Origin of the sequence: Brevibacterium sp. FAM 27836, assembly GCF_051351055.1 — a bacterium.
Lineage (GTDB): Bacteria > Actinomycetota > Actinomycetes > Actinomycetales > Brevibacteriaceae > Brevibacterium.
In genome coordinates, this window is sequence record NZ_CP195711.1 from 3,735,872 (window position 1) to 3,752,521 (window position 16,650).

Below are 16,650 nucleotides of genomic sequence, written 5' to 3' on the forward strand. Positions count from 1 at the left end.
CGGTTCCGGGGGCGACCGCCTCGGTGTGGTCGCACGGGCCGGTGCGTGCGGTTCGCGTCTGTCGACCGCGATAGGCTGGGAACCATGGCAGTGAAGAAGACCCTGGTCCCGTGGAGTTCGGCGAAACCGGCCCCCGTCGTCATGATCTCCGGCAGCGAATCGGTGCTTGTGCGCATGGCCAAGGACCGGATCGTCACAGCGGCACGGAAGTCCGATCCCGAGGAGATCGAATTCGACGCGGCCGGGTACCAGACCGGTGAGCTGGCCATGGCGGCCTCACCCTCCCTCTTCTCCTCCTCGAAGCTCATCGTCGTCGACGCCGTCGAGAAATGCTCGGAGGATTTCCTCAACGATGCGTTGGCCTACCTCGACGAACCCAATGACGATGCCGTCGTGCTGCTCCTGCACGCCGGCGGCAACCGCGGTGCGAAGCTGGTGAAGAAACTCGACGCCGCCGGATTCCCGCGCATCGATGCGGCCGTGCTGAAGAACGAGAGCGACCGGGCGAAGTTCGCGCAGACCCGGTTCAAAACGGCGAAGCGTCGGATCGATGAGGCGGGAATGGCTGCGCTCATGTCGGCGCTGGGATCGGATCTGGCCGAGCTCAACGCCGGTGTCGACCAGCTCATCGAGGACACCGAAGGCACCATCACCGCCGAAGTCGTCGACCAGTACTACGGCGGGCGGGTCGAAGCGACCGGGTTCAAGGTCGCCGATGCGGCCGTGGCCGGGGATGTGAAGAAGGCGCTCAGCCTGCTCCGGCATGCCCTGTCGACAGGGTCCGATCCGGTTCCGCTCGTGGCCGCAGTGGCGATGAAGCTGCGCGGCATGGCGAAGGTGCAGGGGTTCTCCGGCACCAGCGGGGAGCTGGCCTCGGAGCTGAAGATGGCGCCGTGGCAGGTCGACCGCGCCCGACGCGAGGTGCGGCGGTGGAACGAAGTGGCGCTGGGCCAGTCGCTCATCGCCGCCGCCGAAGCCGATGAGGCCGTCAAAGGTGGCGGACGTGACCCGGTGTATGCCGTCGAATGGTTCGTCTCCGAGGTCAGCCGCCTCGCCCGCATCCGCTAACCCCCACCACTTGCTACCCGACGGGCGCCCAGCAACCTCGCGCGAGGTTGCTGGGCGCCCGTCAAGTAGCAATTTGGGGAAAAAGACACGGGGTCCGATCCTTTCGGACCGGACCCCGTGAAGCTATAGCCTCAGTCGTCAGCTCAGAGAGCGTTGATCTGCGTAGCCATGCGCGACTTGCGGTTCGCAGCGTTGTTCTTGTGCAGAACACCCTTCGAAACAGCCTTGTCGAGCATGCGGGCCGCGGCAGCATATGCCTGCTGCGCTTCGTCCTTCTTGCCGGCAGCAATGTTCTCGCGCACGACGCGGACGTAGGACCGAACCTCGGACCGGACAGCCTTGTTGCGCTGACGAGCCTTCTCGTTGGTCTTGTTCCGCTTGATCTGTGACTTGATATTAGCCAATTTCAACACTCTTTCGTGTTAGTGGTACATGGTCGTGAGGGCGCATCGGACCGACCTGACCGTCTCCGCGGGGAAACACATCGACGATATCGGATCCGACGGCATCTTCACCCGACCTCGGCGAGACACACGCCTTGATGAAGACACAGCAACCAATGATACAGGCCGGAGTCCCCGGCCGGAAATCCGCGGCATGAGGGTGTCGGCGGTGCAGACCGACGGCAGGTGACGCGCGCCATGGGACGACACCGGCACTCGGCAGAGACGGCACTGAGACCGGGGAGAGAAGTCTCAGGCGCCGACGTTCTTCGCCACGTGGTCGAAGACCTCACGCGGCATGATCGCCCCCTCGCGGCGGATCGACGTCGGATCGAGTCGGATGACGCGGTCGAGCCGGATCTCCGAAGGGCGGCCCTGCGAATCCCAGTCACCGGAACCGATGTTCATCCAGCGGGCGTGCCGATCCTCGCGGACTTCGCCGACCCCTCCGGGAATATGGTCCTTGCTCGTGAGCATGAGCGCGAGCACCCATTTCCCGTCCCGACCGACGACCAGCGACGGCCGGTCCTTGCCTTGCGAGTAGTCCTCTTCGAAGGGAATCCAGCCCCAGACGACCTCGCCCGGATCGGCCTCGCCGTCGAGGTCGGGGGAGTAGCTGACCTTGAGCGGGCCCGTGAAGTCACCCGGGTAGGCACCGCCGGATCGAGGTGATTCACCAGATCCTGACGACCTGTTCGGGCCATTCGACTGCGAACCGCTCGTCCCGGTGCTGCCGCCCTGCGGCGCGGGAGACTGCCGCGGGACATCGGTGCGGCCCGGTGCAGTGCCGGACTTCCTCTTCGACTGCGACTGACGCAGATAGCGCAGGCCCTCCCGGACCCCGATCCGAGCAGCCCGGTTGACCAGTGATTTCCAATTCATGCCCACAGCCTAATGGAGGTGCGTGAACTCCGGCGGGACCCGCAGAGTCAGGTGAACTCGAGAACCGCCTCGACGGGAAAGTGATCGGACGGGTACTTCCCCTCCACGGCGAACGTGTCGATGCGCGTGGAGATCGTGCGCAGGCCCGCCGTGGTGAGGATCCAATCGATGCGGGGCTCGCCGGCCTTTGGTCCCCGGTACCGGTGGAAGGTGCCGATGTCTTCGCCGGGCACCTCAGCGGCCGTGTCGGTGAGGCCGAGCTCTGAGCAGAAGAAGTCGTAGACGGGAGATCCGGTGGCGACGTTGAAGTCACCGGTGACGACGCATGGGCCGGCCGCCTCGGTGATGGTGTCGGCCATGATCCGCCCCGACTCGAGCCGGGCACGTTCGGACCTGTGATCGAGGTGGGTGTTGAGCACCCGCAGGCCTCGGCCGGTGCCGAGATCGCGGACGTCGACGGTCGTCAGGGTCCGGGCGTGCGAGACGCCCCAGGACTCCGAGGCGACGGTCTCGGGCTGTTCTGACAGCCAGGAGATGTCGACGGCATCGACATCGAAGCGGGTCGAATCGAGGATCACCGCGGTGAACTCTCCGGAATTGCCGCCGGAATGGCCCTCGCCGAGCCAGATGTACTCTTCGGGCAATAGGCTGATGAGGGTCTCGAGCTGATCGAGCTCCCCTTCCTGGGTGCCGATGATGTGCGGATGGGCGGCGCGGATGAGCTCGGCGGCGATCGGCATCCGATCGGCCACCGGGTGGCCGTCCATCGCCGGGTAGCGCAGATTGAAGCTCATGATCGAGAATTCGCTCATGGCTCCATCTTCCCTGATCGGGTCCCGAATAGGCGCGGATTCCAGCTCCGCATGCAAGTCATGAAAGAATGAGTGATCTGGTCTGTCTGGAGATCTGATCTGTCAAAGGAAGGGCGTTCATGTCACCTCAGGTGAATAAGGAAGCACTCAAGCGGATTTCACCGTCTGCCACCTCACCCGAGCTGATCCGCAATTTCTGCATCATCGCTCACATCGACCACGGAAAGTCGACTCTCGCCGACCGCATGCTCCAGATGACCGGTGTCGTCGAGAACCGCGATATGCGCGCCCAGTACCTCGACCGGATGGACATCGAACGCGAACGCGGCATCACCATCAAGTCCCAGGCGGTGCGCATGCCGTGGGAGCACGAGGACACCCCGTACGCGCTGAACATGATCGACACCCCCGGCCACGTCGACTTCAGCTACGAAGTCTCTCGCTCCCTGGCCGCCTGCGAGGGCGCGCTGCTGCTCGTCGACTCCGCTCAGGGCATCGAGGCCCAGACTCTGGCCAATCTCTACCTGGCCATGGAGAACGATCTGACGATCATCCCCGTGCTCAACAAGATCGATCTGCCCGCGGCGCAGCCGGAGAAGTACGCCGACGAGCTCGCGAACCTCATCGGCTGCGAACCCGAGGACTGCCTGCTCGTATCCGGCAAGACCGGTGAAGGCGTCGAGGAGGTCCTCGACCGGATCATCACGGACATTCCCTCCCCGGTCGGCGACGCCGAGGCTCCGGCCCGGGCGATGATCTTCGACTCCGTCTACGACACCTATCGCGGCGTGGTCACCTATGTGCGCGTCATCGACGGTTCTCTGACCCCGCGGGAGAAGGTCGAGATGATGTCGACGGGCACGACTCACGAACTGCTCGAGATCGGCGCCTCCTCACCCGAACCGAAGGCGACGAAGGGCTTGGGCGTCGGTGAGGTCGGCTACCTCATCACCGGCGTCAAGGACGTGCGCCTGTCGAAGGTCGGTGACACCGTGACGGCGGCGGCGAAGCCTGCCGCCGAGCCGCTCGAAGGCTACCGGGAACCCAAACCGATGGTGTTCTCCGGACTCTTCCCCATCGACGGCTCCGACTACCCGGTGCTGCGCGACGCCCTCGACAAACTCAAACTCAACGACGCCTCCCTGGCCTATGAGCCGGAGACCTCGACGGCGCTGGGCTTCGGTTTCCGCTGCGGGTTCCTCGGACTCCTCCATCTCGAAGTCCTGCGCGACCGTCTCGAGCGGGAGTTCGACCTCGACCTCATCTCCACCGCCCCGTCCGTGATCTACGACGTGACGATGGAAGACGGCACCGAGACGATCGTGACGAACCCGAGCGAATATCCGACGGGCAAGATCAAGGAAGTCCGCGAGCCGATGGTCCAGGCCACGGTCCTCACTCCGAGCGAATTCATCGGTGCGGTGATGGAGCTGTGCCAGGACCGACGCGGCAAACTCCAGGGCATGGACTACCTGTCCTCGGACCGGGTGGAGATCCGCTACCGCCTGCCGCTGGCCGAGATCGTCTTCGACTTCTTCGACCAGCTGAAGTCCCGGACGAAGGGCTATGCCTCCCTCGACTACTCCGACGACGGCCAGGACGCCTCCGATCTGGTCAAGGTCGACATCCTGCTCCACGGCGATCAGGTCGATGCGTTCTCCGCGATCGTCCACCGCGACAACGCCTACTCCTACGGTGTGGCGATGGCCGGCAAGCTGCGCAAGCTCATCCCGCGTCAGCAGTTCGAGGTACCCATCCAGGCGGCCATCGGCTCGCGGATCATCGCTCGTGAGACCATCCGCGCCATCCGCAAGGACGTGCTGAGCAAGTGCTACGGCGGCGACATCAGCCGGAAGCGCAAACTGCTCGAGAAACAGAAGGAAGGCAAGAAGCGGATGAAGATGGTCGGCACCGTCGAGGTGCCGCAGGACGCGTTCATCGCCGCGCTGTCCTCCGACGAACCGGATACGAAGGACAGCAAGAAGTAAGTGCCCGCTCAACCGACCGGTGAGGTCCCTCCGCTCGACGGCTCCCTTCCCGCCTCGGCGGGCATCGGTGCCGCCGACCGCGGGCTGAGCCTCTACGTCCACGTCCCCTATTGCCGGGTCCGCTGCGGGTACTGCGACTTCAACACCTACACCGCCGAGGATCTCGGTCCAGGTGCCTCCCGTGACGACTACCGCGGCAATCTCGCCCGTGAGCTCGATCTGTCCGTGTCCACCCTCGCCGAGGCGGGGGCGGGCGATCGTGAGGTCGCGACGATCTTCTTCGGCGGAGGAACCCCGACGCTGCTGGAAGCCGAGGTCCTCGCCGGGGTGATGGACGACATCCGCGCCCGGTTCCGCTTGGCCGCCGACGTCGAGATCACCACCGAGGCGAACCCCGACACCTTGGATCCGGCCTATATCGCGACCCTGGCGGGTGCCGGTTTCAATCGGATCTCCATGGGCATGCAGTCGGCGGTGCCGCATGTGCTGGCGACTCTCGACCGGACGCACGATCCGAAGAAGATCCCCGAGGTGGCCCGCTGGGTCAAGGAGGCGGGTCTCGAACTCAGCCTCGACCTCATCTACGGCACGCCGGGGGAGTCGATCGAGGATTGGCGTCGGTCCCTCGACGTGGCACTGGCGAATGAGGTCGACCACATCTCGGCCTATTCGCTCATCGTCGAACCGGGGACGAAGATGGGGGCGATGGTCCGCCGCGGGCAGCTGTCGATGCCGGATGAGGACGATCTGGCCGACAAGTACGAGATCGCCGATGCGGCGATGACTGCGGCCGGACTGCACTGGTACGAAGTTAGCAACTGGTCGACGGGTGAAAAGACCCGGTGCGAGCACAATATGGCGTATTGGCGCAATGCCGACTGGTGGGGGTACGGTCCCGGGGCACATTCGCATGTCGGGGGAGTGCGGTTCTGGAATGCCAAACACCCGCGGGCGTGGGCCGACCGGCTGCTGGCCGGACAGTCCCCGTCGATCGGACGCGAGGTCCTCGACGCGGGCACGCGCGAGATCGAGAGGATCATGCTCGCCGCCCGCATCGACGGCGAGCTGCGTCTCGAAACCCTGGCCCCGGGCAGTCAGCAGGCGATCAGAACCTTCGTGAAGCAGGGGCTTCTCGATCACGATGCGGCAGAGGACGGCTGGTTCCAGCCGACGCTGCAGGGTCGCCTGCTCGCAGACCACATGGTGCGCATCCTCACCGAATACGTGTGAGACCCCGCGAACGGGGATGAGAAAGGGCCGGTGTCCGGGCAGAGACTGCCCGGACACCGGCCTCGGCTCTCAGATCACTTGATCCAGTTCGGGGTCATCGGGATTCGGTAGCCCTCACCGCGATTGGCGGCCATCGCCGCGATGATTTCGATGACGATCATGTAGATGGTCAGCAGCGGCAGGAGCAGGAGGATGAGCAATCCGATGCCCACGATCGTGAGGATGCCGCCGATGAGTCCGATGCCGAATCCGGCGATGACGCCGATGATGAGCAGATTGAGTGACTGCGCACCATGGTGCCGAAGGTACGGGGACTTGTCCTTGTTGATGATGTAGAGGACGAGGGTGACGATCCAGCCGAGTCCGATGACATAGGTCGCAGCGTGTGCGAGGTGAGACCACAGTGCGGTGGTGCGCTCCGTCTCGTCGGCGTTCCAGAATCCGACCGATCCCGGGCCGTAGGCGGCGGAGGGCAGCTCGGTTCCGATGGGCACCGAGGCGGCCGGGGACTGAGCGGAGGACATCCCCATAGGTCCTGCGCTGTAGCCTCCGTGCTGCCCGTACGGCGGCTGGGAGCCCTCAGCCGGCCAGGGTCCGGACTGCGGGATCTGTGTGTACGGCTGTTGTGGACCGGATGACTGCGAATAGTTCGGCGGCATCGGACGCGAGGGTTCGTCGTCGGGCCGCTGCGGATTCTCTGACATGTCTGTCCCTTCCTGGATTCGTCGGCCGGACGCCGACTCATTTCACAAAGTTGATGGTGAGCGGGAACCTGTATCCCTCACCCCGGTTCGCCGCTGCGGCGGCGATGATGCAGAAGACGAAGTTAGACCACGGGGACGATGAATGCGGCATACATGAGGAGGAAACCGAACCCGAAAGTCACGAGGGCGAGCAGGAACCCGAAGAAGCCGAAGACGAAGAACGGCTCCTGTCGTGATGATCGTGTTTGTGATCATCGCGTTGAGACCCTGCCGGGAATGCTCACGGATGTACGGTGATTCGTCCTTCTTGACCAAGTACATGATGAGCGGCACGAACCCGAAGAAGATGGCACCGAGGTGGCGCCACAGTGCCGTGGTCCGTTCGGAGTCCGAGGCCGCCCAGAACTGTTCGGAACCGGAACCATAGGCGTGTTCGGGCAGCATCTCGGAATTGAAGAGCACAGGATTGACCACCTGCCTCTGCTGACCATAATCTGGCTGACCGTTGTCACCGCTCTACTGCCCATAGTCCACCTGGGTGTAGAGCGTACCGTAGTTCGGTGATCGGTTCGCCTGGGAACCGTAGGGCTGGGTGGAGACCGGCTGACCGTTCTGGCTGGACTGCGTACAGGGCTGCTGGGGCCCGAAGCCTGGGAATAGTTCGGCGGCACGTGGCGCCCGCTGGTCGGCTGTCCGGGGTTGTTCGACATGGTGGTCCTTTCGAAGTTGCTGCCCTCTCACAGTAGTGGAGACCACCACCGGGCGGCGGTGCGGAAAGCCGGACATCTGTGCCAGTTCTGTGACAGAAGCGCAGGCATCGTCTATCGACGTCGACCACTCACTGTGACGATGTCGATGAGTTCCTCGCCCCGCCCGACCGAGTGGGGGGTGCCCCTATGGTTTTCGTCAAGGGGTGACCAAGATTTCTTCGAATAGTCTTGCCGGCTGATGCTGGGCAGGACTGATTGGTCCGGGACGCAGTCTCGGACTGGACGTGGGTGCTTCGGAACCTGTCTACGCGGCAGTGGCCTCCATCGGTACGTGGAAATAGGAACCGTCACGCAGCATCGCGAACAATACGTTGCAGCGTCGACGAGCCAACGCGATCAGAGCCTGGTTATGCTTCTTGCCCTGGGCACGTTTCCGGTCGTAGTACGTCCTCGACAACGGGTCTTTCAACGCTGCGAATGCCGAGAGGAATAGCGCCCGTTTGAGGACTTTGTTGCCACGGCGGGACGAATGATCACCACGGATCGACGTCCCCGATCGCCACGTCACCGGTGCCAAACCGGCGTAAGAGGCCAAGTGCCCGGCAGTGGCGAAGTCCTTGCCCACGACCTCGGTCAGGATCCTCGCCGCTGTCCTGACGCCGACTGCCGGCATCGATGTCAGGAGCTCGAAAAGAGGATGCGATTCCACCAACTCCTCGATCCGTGCAAAGACCTCGTCCCGCGACGACCTCGTCTGAGCCAAAGCTGTGGCCAGTTGCGGGAGAACGATCCCTGCCGCATCGGTGCCCGCGACCACCACAGTCTGCTCGTCCAAGGCGGCGAAGATCGCTGTCGCCCAGCGTTTCCACGCTCGTGGAGCGTGTTTGGCCAGCAGCGTCTCGACCCGGTGCTTGCCGGCCCGACGTAGAGCCTTCGGTGTCGGGTACTTCACCAGCAGCGCCGTCATTGCAGGATGGTCCAGGTGGGCACCGATGACGGCTTCTAGTCCGGGGTGTATCTGGGTGAGTAGGCGGGACTGCTGAAGGTTTGGTTGACTCCTGGGTTTATGCCGCCAGGGCGACGGCCTTTTGGTGAACAAGCTCGTATTCAACCGGGGTCAGTTTACCCAAACGTCGCTGTCGACGCTTCCGGTGATAGGTCCGCTCGACCCAGTGGACGATCGCTGTGCGCAACCTCGCTCGCGTGTCCCAACGGCCCCGATCGAGGACGTTCTTCTGCAACACGGCGAAGAACGATTCCATCGCCGCATTATCACCAGCAGCACCGACCCGACCCATCGATCCGACGAGCCCGTAATGCCGTAGAGCCTGCTGGAACTTCCGAGAACGAAATTGCGAGCCGCGATCCGAGTGAACGACACACCCGGCAATCATTCCAGACCCGCCACGACGGGCCACAGCATCATCAATCGCCGCCACAGCCAGGCGAGATTTCATCCTCGAATCGATGGCATAGCCGATGATTCTGTTGCTGAACACGTCCTTGACCGCGCACATGTACAGCTTGCCCTCACTGGTGTGGTGTTCGGTAACGTCGGTCAGCCACAACTCGTTGATTGCCTTGGCAGTGAAGTCGCGTTCGACGAGGTCGTCACACACTGGTGGGCCGGGCTTCTTGCCGTGTTTCCGGGCTCGTTTGATCGTGTGCGAGAACAACTGCTGCTGGGAGCACAATCGCCACACACGACGCTCTGACGTCTGCAGACCCGCGGCGTGGAGTTCATCGGCGATGAACCGGTGCCCGAACTCAGGATCGTCCGTATGAACGTCGTAGGCGGCATTGATCAGATGTGCCTCGTCCCAGTCCCGAGCTGAGACCGGATGAGCGCACCACTTGTAGAACCCCTGCTTGGTAAAGCCGAGCACCCGACAGGTCACTGCCACCGGCACCCCGGTGGCAGCAAGGTCAAGGACCAGCGGGTACATCATTTTGGGTGATGGCCACCGAGCTTCAAGTTCGCTTGCGAGAGGTACGCTGCGGCCTCGCGGAGGATCTTGTTCTCACGCTCGAGCTCGCGAATGCGTTTCAGCGCTGCCGCCTGGGCGCGTGACTCCTCGACATCACGGGAGGGCTCGAGTCCGTGCTCGCGTAGCCGCGAGTCACGCACCCAGGCCTGGAGAGCTGACTTCGAGATACCGAGGTCGGCACACACCTGCTTCTGGGTCATTCCATCGTCCAAGAGCTCGAGCGCTGATTGCTTGAACTCATCGGTGTAGATCTTTGGCATGACTACTATCCTTCCTGGAATTTATCCAGTCGTGAAGTCAACCAAACCTTCAGCAGTCCCGGCCCCGGATCCTGTTCGACGTGGCCGTGGCTTGTTTGGCGAGGTCATCGTCGTAGCCACACAGCATCGACAGTTCCGCGACGTTTTCATCGCTGACCCGAATCCCGCGCAGGGTATGTGGCATGGTGCGGGCGGCTTCAGCGATGATCGCGGCATCCCGGGCATCGGTCTTTGCCTCTCCTGGGTGCAGGTCCGCGATGCGGCGCATCGCCAACCCGGGGAGGTAGGCCACGGTGACGCCGGCTGCTTGTGCGACGGCGACGGGTAGGGCTCCGATCGTGGCGGGCTGATCGACGACGAGCAGGAGTGTCCCGTGGGTGCGGAGCTTGTCGATGAGTGCTCGGAGTTTTGCTTCGTTCTGGGGCAGGGCCTTCGACAGTAGTTGGGTGCCGTCCCTGGCCAGCGCCACGGCGTGGTGGTCGTGTTTGCCGACATCGATGCCGATGAATACGTCAATGGTGTCGTGGTTGGTGATCATGTCACTCATCTTCTTCGACTGGTGTGACTGCGGTTGTGAGTGGTTCGGCTGGCCGGTGGTGCTGGGTGGCTCCGGGGTTCGGCATCCACGTTACGGTCGGGCTCGAGGCATGTGTTCTGCCAGTGGTTCTGGCCCCTATCAGCGATTTCCCTGGTGCCTTCGAACCTCGGTGACAACACCCCCCGGATCATGACGACTGGGGGCATGAATCATGCCGAGGTCCTCAGGCCAGCGACCCCTTCTATCCTGACGGATGTTGAGGCTACTTAAAAGGTAACGGGGTGGGGAGAGAGAAGAGCTCAGATTCCTGCCTCAGTTCGGCAACGGCTGTAGTAAGGTAGCAGCGGAATCGGTCATTGATGCAGAAAGGGCTGCCACGTCGTCTATGAGTACACCGAATCCGGGGCATGGGCAGAGGAACTGGTCAGAAGCCTGGCCTGCTCCCGCGATGTCGCTGACGGGTCACTCTCATTCTGAGTGGGGACATGCGCTCGGTCATCTGCCGACCGAAGACCCACGCGAGATTGCCGCACGGGCAAGGGAGGACTTGCTCCGTCGCCGGCGCGCAACGGATCGCGCTTCCTTGATAGGGTCGCATCCGCTGGAACGGAATGGGCACGGGAAAGCATTCGATGTTGCACGGAACTATCCCGGGACCTACCGCTCTGCGCGAGATCTGCAAGTGAATGTGTTTGGTGTGCCTAAGCGTCCCTTCGAGGTCATCACCGCCTCGGTGCTGGGGTTCATTGCTCCGTTCTTCGTTCTTGCGGCTCTCGTCTGGATGGCCTTCACCGGTGGGCGAGCGTTCCGGATCGTCGGCTGGGTGCTGCGAAAGATCGGAGACCTGACGGATACAGCGGTACTGTCCTGGGCCGGCGATCTATCGAGTGGAATCGCCACGGGGATCGTCGCAATCGCGTTTGTGGTCGGCCTCATCGTGATTGTGGGCTTCACGGCCTATGCATGGCGTCTGGCCGTCGGTCGTGGGCGTGCTCGTTGGGTGGCAATGGGATGTCTTGGCCTGGCCTTCGTGGTGATGACCCCGCTCAATCCGCTGTTGATCGGCTGCTTTCTGCTGTTCGGCACTGCGAGCATAGTGTTCGCCTTCTTGCCCCGCTCCTCGGCGTGGTTTGCCCGCGGCCGGTGATCGGACCAGGCAACACCATTGGGCGCCGTCGGTCAGGACGTCGGACGGGTCATTTGACCATCGAAATCGCCAGGGGGATCCTGTAGCCCTGGCCGCGATTGGCGGCGATAGCGCCATTGATGTGGAAGACGATGTTAACGATTGCCGCAGCCAGAAGAATCAGCAGGCCGACTCCCGTCAATGTGAATATTGAACCGATGAAGAAGATCGGGAACAAAGTCAGTTCGAAATTCAACGACTGGCGGGCATGTTCGCGAACGAACGGGGACTCGTCCTTCTTGACGAGGAAGAGGATGAGCGGCAGTAGCCAGCCCAGCAGGATGGATCCGATATGGGTCCAGACTGCAGTACTGCGGTCCGAGGGTGGTGTTTGCCAGAACCCTTCGGACCCGGTGCCGAAGGCTTGCGGCGGCAACAGCCGTGAGTCGTACAGCGCCTGGTCAGCTGCCGGGCCGTGGGCGCCTGGTGAGACCGAGTAGCTCTGCGGCACACCGTATGACGGTTGGGAACCATAAGGCTGCTGGGAACCATAAGGCTGCTGGGAACCGTATGACGGCTGGGAACCATAAGGCTGCTGGGAACCGTATGACGGTTGGGAACCATAAGGCGGTTGGAGTCCGGGTGCCTCAGGGTAATTCGGCGGCATCGGTCGCGGGTGGCTGTTGTCGGGCTGCTGGGGATTCTGTGTCATGAGCTTCCTTTCGATTCCTCCAGTCATCCACGTTACCGCAGATGTTGTCAACGCAGACTGTGTTGTCGACTTGCGTCGTCATCCTCCGTGCCTCGGGCGCCCCGATCAGCCGACAGTGACGAAGTCGATGAGCTCCTCGACCCGGCCCGACAGCGTCGGTTCGACATCGGCGATCGTCGTCACCTTTCCGAGGATGCGCACCCATCCGCGCGCGACATCGCGGTGATCGGCATGCGGCCAACCGATCCGACGCAGGATCCCCGTCTTCCAATCCTCTCCGCGAGGGACGACCGGCCACTCTCTGATGCCGACGACATGGGGTTTGACCGCCTGCCAGATGTCGACATAGGGATGACCGATGATGTGGACGACGTCGCGGTAGCGCGGATCGGCGCGTACCGCCTCGGCGATCTTCGACTCCTTTGTTCCATCGACCAGGTGGTCGGCGAGGACGCCGACCCGATGCTCGCGATCCGGACCGAAGGCCGCGAGTTTGTCGGCGACGTCATCGAGGCCGCCGAGGGGTTCGACGACCACGCCTTCGATGCGCAGATCATCACCCCAGATCTTCTCGACCAATTCGGCATCGTGCTTGCCCTCGACCCAGATGCGCGACCCACGTGCCACCCGCGCTTTGGCACCTGCCACCGCACGCGAGCCGGAAGCCGTTCGCCCGGGGGCCTGCGCTTTCTTCTTCGTCGGCAGCCGCAGATCGACCGGTTGCCCTTCCAGCAGGAAGCCCGGGCCCAGGGGGAACGCATGCACCCGGCCGTTGCGGTCCTCGAGATTGACGACGACACCGGCCGTGGTCTTCTCCGCTCCGACGACCGCACCGACATATCCGCTCATCGCATCTTCGAGCACCATGCCCAGGCCGAGTTCGACCGGGCGGGACTTCTTCGGACGGTGAGACGACGGTGAGGAGCCGGAGAGCACATCGGGGCCATAGCGATCAAAAACATTCACGGGACACCACCCTAATGAAGGAGCGTCGGGGTCGCGCGCAGACCCGCGGGACACCCCTGAAATGAAATCAGCGGTCGAGAGGCGTAGAATTGGCACTCAGTCGCAATGAGTGCCAGTTCGGGCATGCGGAGACCGACACGGGCACCGGGAACAGAGGCGGGGAGGAGGTCCGCGATGAACGACAGCAGACGAGCACAGGTACTGCGCGCCATCGTCGAGGACTTCGTCGCCACCAACGAACCCGTGGGATCGAAGGCGATCGTGCAGCGGCACACCCTCGGCGTCTCACCGGCGACGATCCGCAACGACATGGCCCAGCTCGAACACGAGGGCTACATCGCCCAACCGCACACTTCGGCGGGCCGGATCCCCACCGACCTCGGATACCGGATGTTCGTCGACTGCATCGACGAGTTCAAACCGCTGACCGGTGCCGAACGCAGTGCGATCTTCCAGCTCATCGACGGTGAAGTCGACCTCGACGGAATGCTCGACCGCACCGTACGCGTGCTGTCGGGGCTGACCCACCAGGTCGCCCTCATCCAATACCCGACGGTGTCCCGCGCCCGGATCAAGCACGTCGAGATCGTCGGCCTCGGACCGGGGCGGATCCTCGTCGTCCTCATCACCGACGCCGGACAGGTCGAACAGAAGTCCATCATCACCCCGACGCCGGTCGATGACGACGCCGTCCGCGGCCTGCGCGACCAGATCAACGCCGAGTTCGCCGGCCGCAAGCTCTCGCAGGTCCTCGGTTCCGCCCCCGGCGCCGAGGCGGCCGCGACTCCCGATCCTGCCGAGCCCGGGGCCCTCGACGATTCCGGACTGCAGCAGGTCCGCGCCGCCGTCGTCGACCTCGTCGCCGCCACTCGTGAAGAGCGCATCATCATGGCCGGCACCGCGAACCTCGCACGCTCCGGACGTGAGTTCGGTGAGAAGATGGGCCCGATCCTCGAGGCCTTCGAAGAACAGGTGGTCCTCCTCAAGCTGCTCACCTCGATGGCCGAAGACCAAGAGGAGATCAGTGTGCGCATCGGGCGTGAGAATACTCACGAATCATTGAGTTCGACTTCTGTCGTGGCCGCCGAATATGGTCATGAGGCGGGTTCCTCGGCCAGACTGGCGGTGCTCGGCCCGACCAGAATGGATTATCCGACGACGATCTCGGCTGTCCGGGCCGTCGCGAAGTACGTGTCCTCGATCCTCGATCGAGGGTAGGGCCGCTGAAGACGAAGAGCTGGAGGCGCCCGAATCAGGGCGAGACCATATCGGTGAGGACTGCGTGGAAGCGCGGTCGCCACCACCAAGAACTGAGAAGACCACTACGTCAGGGAGAGAGAAGTTTCTGTGGCCGATCACTATGAAACACTCGGAGTGTCCAAAGATGCTTCCGCGGCTGAGATCAAGTCGTCGTACCGGAAGCTGGCACGCAAGTACCACCCGGACGTCAACCCCGGTCACGAAGACGAATTCAAGGCCATCTCACTGGCCTACGATGTGCTCTCCGACCCGGAGAAGCGGCGCAACTACGACATGGGCGGCGGCGAGAACGGTCAGGGCTTCCCGGCCGGCGGCGGCTTCGGCGGCTTCGGAGACATCTTCGAAACCTTCTTCGGCGGCGGAGGGGGACAGGCCGCCGGTCCGATCCCACGCACCCAGCGCGGCAAGGACGCCCTCGTCGGAGTCAGCATCGACCTCAAGACTGCGGCCTTCGGCGGCACCGTCGATCTCGATGTGACCACCGCCGTCGTCTGCGACACGTGCTCCGGTGCCGGCACCCAGGAAGGCACGAAGATCGAGACCTGCAGCCTGTGCCACGGCGCCGGCAGCGTCCAGCGCATGACCCGCACCCTGCTGGGCCAGATGGTCACGAACCAGACCTGCAACTCCTGCCACGGATTCGGCACCGTCATCCCGAGCCCCTGCCTCAACTGCCAGGGCGACGGCCGCGTGCGCAAACAGCGGACCATGAAGATCCGCATCCCCGCCGGAGTCTCCGACGGCACCCGCATCCAGCTGTCCAGCCAGGGCGAAGTCGGACCCGGCGGCGGCCCCGCCGGCGACCTCTTCGTCGAGGTCATGGTCACCCGCCACGAGGTCTTCCACCGCGACGGCGACAACTTCCGTGCCGCGGTGTCCGTGCCGATGACCGCGGCCACCCTGGGAGCGACGATTCCGTTCGAGACCTTCGACGGCACCCAGGACCTCAACATCGCCCCGGGCACCCAGTCGGGCACGGTCGTCAAACTCGCCGGACTCGGCGCGGCCCGCCTGCGCTCGGAGACTCGTGGCGACCTGCTCATCACCGTCGACGTGCTCACTCCCGACAAGCTCGACGACGAGCAGCGCGAGCTGCTCGAGAAGCTGGCACAGCTGCGAGGGGAAGAAGCCCCCCGCGCGCAGATCACCACCGAGAGCCGCGGCGTGTTCTCCCGCATGCGCGAAAGGTTCGCCGGTCGGTGAGTCTTCCCGTCTTCCGCTCCGCCCTGGCCGCCGAGGCGGTCATCGGTCAGGTCCTCACCCTCGGTGAGGACGTGGCCGGACATGCGGTGCGGGTGCGACGGATCGGACCCGGTGAGCAGATCGACATCGTCAACGGGGCCGGTGCGCGAGCTCGTGGCACCGTCACGACCGCTTCACCGACGGACATCGCCATCGACGTCACCGCGGTGACGACGGAACCGCGGCCGGCTCCGCGGCTCGTTCTCGTCCAAGCCCTGGCCAAGGGCGACCGTGACCTGCAGGCCATCGAAACGGCCACGGAGATCGGGGTCGACGATGTCATCCCCTGGGCCGCCGAACGCTCGATCGCCGACTGGCCGGCGAAGAAGCGGGAGAAGATCGCCGCGAAATGGGAGAACCTGCTCAACGCCGCCTCCCTCCAAGCCCGGCGCTCCCACTTCCCGCAGCTGCACGAACTCGTTCGCGGCACGTCCCTGGCCCAGCGGCTCTCTGCTGCCGATGCGGTCTTCGTCCTCCACGAGACCGCGGAAGCGAAGCTGTCCACGGCACTCGAAGAGGTGGCGGCAGGGGAGGCACCCGAGCGCATCGTCTTCGTCGTCGGACCCGAGGGCGGTATCAGCGACAGCGAACTTGCGGCACTGAAAGACCGCGGGGCCACACCCGTGCTGCTGGGTCCGACCATCCTGCGCTCCTCGTCGGCGGGATCCGCCGGCCTCGTCATGGCTCAGAATTCATTGGGCCGTTGGTGAGCCATCGGACT

15 protein-coding genes and 3 pseudogenes are annotated in these 16,650 nt (G+C 63.9%); 7 read left to right on the forward strand and 11 right to left on the reverse strand.

Annotation, left to right across the window (positions count from 1 at the left end):
• Positions 1–84 precede the first annotated feature (84 nt).
• Positions 85–1,068: a DNA polymerase III subunit delta gene (gene holA, locus ACSE4D_RS16630; protein ID WP_135541155.1), complete on the forward strand. Its 984-nt coding sequence runs from the start codon at positions 85–87 to the stop codon at positions 1,066–1,068.
• Positions 1,069–1,211: 143 nt separating this feature from the next.
• Here holA and rpsT read toward each other — a convergent pair whose 3' ends face one another.
• From rpsT to ACSE4D_RS16645, 3 genes are all read right to left on the reverse strand, one after another.
• A complete protein-coding gene (gene rpsT, locus ACSE4D_RS16635; RefSeq protein WP_135541149.1) occupies positions 1,212–1,472 on the reverse strand; it encodes a 30S ribosomal protein S20 in 261 nt (86 codons plus the stop codon).
• Positions 1,473–1,763: 291 nt separating this feature from the next.
• Positions 1,764–2,393 carry a type II toxin-antitoxin system PemK/MazF family toxin gene (locus tag ACSE4D_RS16640; RefSeq protein ID WP_135541147.1) on the reverse strand — a complete coding sequence of 210 codons (630 nt, stop codon included), beginning with the start codon at positions 2,391–2,393 and terminating at the stop codon, positions 1,764–1,766.
• A 47-nt stretch (positions 2,394–2,440) separates the two neighbouring features.
• A complete protein-coding gene (locus ACSE4D_RS16645; protein ID WP_425120619.1) occupies positions 2,441–3,205 on the reverse strand; it encodes an endonuclease/exonuclease/phosphatase family protein in 765 nt (254 codons plus the stop codon).
• A gap of 119 nt (positions 3,206–3,324) precedes the next feature.
• On the opposite strand from ACSE4D_RS16645, the gene lepA reads away from it, so the two are divergent.
• Together lepA and hemW are read left to right on the forward strand one after the other, a co-directional pair.
• Complete coding sequence (lepA, locus tag ACSE4D_RS16650; RefSeq protein ID WP_135541143.1) at positions 3,325–5,193, forward strand: translation elongation factor 4; 1,869 nt, start codon at positions 3,325–3,327, stop codon at positions 5,191–5,193.
• The gene (hemW, locus tag ACSE4D_RS16655; protein ID WP_135541141.1) at positions 5,194–6,423 is read left to right on the forward strand and encodes a radical SAM family heme chaperone HemW; all 1,230 of its coding nucleotides are present in this window, start codon (positions 5,194–5,196) and stop codon (positions 6,421–6,423) included.
• A 74-nt stretch (positions 6,424–6,497) separates the two neighbouring features.
• Here the strand turns inward: hemW and ACSE4D_RS16660 are convergent, their stop codons facing one another.
• The 6 genes and pseudogenes from ACSE4D_RS16660 to ACSE4D_RS16685 form a co-directional block, all read right to left on the reverse strand.
• Positions 6,498–7,127 carry a DUF4870 domain-containing protein gene (locus ACSE4D_RS16660; RefSeq protein WP_135541139.1) on the reverse strand — a complete coding sequence of 210 codons (630 nt, stop codon included), beginning with the start codon at positions 7,125–7,127 and terminating at the stop codon, positions 6,498–6,500.
• A 37-nt stretch (positions 7,128–7,164) separates the two neighbouring features.
• Positions 7,165–7,278, reverse strand: a complete 114-nt coding sequence (locus ACSE4D_RS16665) for a DUF4870 domain-containing protein (RefSeq protein ID WP_425120618.1) — start codon at positions 7,276–7,278, stop codon at positions 7,165–7,167.
• 128 nt (positions 7,279–7,406) lie between these two features.
• Positions 7,407–7,571: pseudogene (locus tag ACSE4D_RS16670) on the reverse strand (DUF4870 domain-containing protein); the annotation flags it as partial.
• Between the two features lie 570 nt (positions 7,572–8,141).
• A pseudogene (locus ACSE4D_RS16675) lies at positions 8,142–8,867 on the reverse strand (transposase); the annotation flags it as partial.
• 34 nt (positions 8,868–8,901) lie between these two features.
• A protein-coding gene (locus tag ACSE4D_RS16680) for an IS3 family transposase (protein WP_420896842.1) occupies positions 8,902–10,085 on the reverse strand; the annotation gives its coding sequence in 2 pieces (ribosomal slippage) (positions 8,902–9,825 and positions 9,828–10,085; 1,182 coding nt in all).
• Between the two features lie 61 nt (positions 10,086–10,146).
• Positions 10,147–10,623 (reverse strand): annotated as a pseudogene (locus ACSE4D_RS16685) (IS110 family transposase); the annotation flags it as partial.
• A gap of 682 nt (positions 10,624–11,305) precedes the next feature.
• On the opposite strand from ACSE4D_RS16685, the gene ACSE4D_RS16690 reads away from it, so the two are divergent.
• Positions 11,306–11,770: a hypothetical protein gene (locus ACSE4D_RS16690; protein ID WP_426936257.1), complete on the forward strand. Its 465-nt coding sequence runs from the start codon at positions 11,306–11,308 to the stop codon at positions 11,768–11,770.
• 49 nt (positions 11,771–11,819) lie between these two features.
• On the opposite strand, the gene ACSE4D_RS16695 is transcribed toward ACSE4D_RS16690, so the two are convergent.
• Positions 11,820–12,461 (reverse strand): DUF4870 domain-containing protein, encoded by a 642-nt coding sequence (locus ACSE4D_RS16695; RefSeq protein ID WP_135542408.1) that lies wholly within the window; start codon positions 12,459–12,461, stop codon positions 11,820–11,822.
• A gap of 105 nt (positions 12,462–12,566) precedes the next feature.
• Positions 12,567–13,427, reverse strand: a complete 861-nt coding sequence (locus tag ACSE4D_RS16700) for a DUF3097 domain-containing protein (RefSeq protein ID WP_205683402.1) — start codon at positions 13,425–13,427, stop codon at positions 12,567–12,569.
• Positions 13,428–13,601: 174 nt separating this feature from the next.
• Between ACSE4D_RS16700 and hrcA the strand changes: the two genes are divergently transcribed.
• From hrcA to ACSE4D_RS16715, 3 genes are all read left to right on the forward strand, one after another.
• Positions 13,602–14,645 (forward strand): heat-inducible transcriptional repressor HrcA, encoded by a 1,044-nt coding sequence (hrcA, locus tag ACSE4D_RS16705; RefSeq protein WP_135542410.1) that lies wholly within the window; start codon positions 13,602–13,604, stop codon positions 14,643–14,645.
• Positions 14,646–14,774: 129 nt separating this feature from the next.
• Positions 14,775–15,890, forward strand: coding sequence for a molecular chaperone DnaJ (dnaJ, locus tag ACSE4D_RS16710; protein WP_135542412.1), 1,116 nt, complete (start codon positions 14,775–14,777; stop codon positions 15,888–15,890).
• Complete coding sequence (locus ACSE4D_RS16715; protein ID WP_135542414.1) at positions 15,887–16,639, forward strand: 16S rRNA (uracil(1498)-N(3))-methyltransferase; 753 nt, start codon at positions 15,887–15,889, stop codon at positions 16,637–16,639. The genes dnaJ and ACSE4D_RS16715 overlap by 4 nt, the downstream gene beginning before the upstream one ends.
• Positions 16,640–16,650 lie beyond the last annotated feature (11 nt).

Bases quoted from the DNA above. Each gene is read 5' to 3' on its own strand.
- holA (WP_135541155.1), top strand. From the start codon at position 85: ATGGCAGTGAAGAAGACCCTGGTCCCGTGGAGTTCGGCGAAACCGGCC.
- ACSE4D_RS16640 (WP_135541147.1), bottom strand. From the start codon at position 2,393: ATGAATTGGAAATCACTGGTCAACCGGGCTGCTCGGATCGGGGTCCGG.
- ACSE4D_RS16645 (WP_425120619.1), bottom strand. From the start codon at position 3,205: ATGAGCGAATTCTCGATCATGAGCTTCAATCTGCGCTACCCGGCGATG.
- lepA (WP_135541143.1), top strand. From the start codon at position 3,325: ATGTCACCTCAGGTGAATAAGGAAGCACTCAAGCGGATTTCACCGTCT.
- ACSE4D_RS16660 (WP_135541139.1), bottom strand. From the start codon at position 7,127: ATGTCAGAGAATCCGCAGCGGCCCGACGACGAACCCTCGCGTCCGATG.
- ACSE4D_RS16665 (WP_425120618.1), bottom strand. From the start codon at position 7,278: ATGCCGCATTCATCGTCCCCGTGGTCTAACTTCGTCTTCTGCATCATC.
- ACSE4D_RS16695 (WP_135542408.1), bottom strand. From the start codon at position 12,461: ATGACACAGAATCCCCAGCAGCCCGACAACAGCCACCCGCGACCGATG.
- hrcA (WP_135542410.1), top strand. From the start codon at position 13,602: ATGAACGACAGCAGACGAGCACAGGTACTGCGCGCCATCGTCGAGGAC.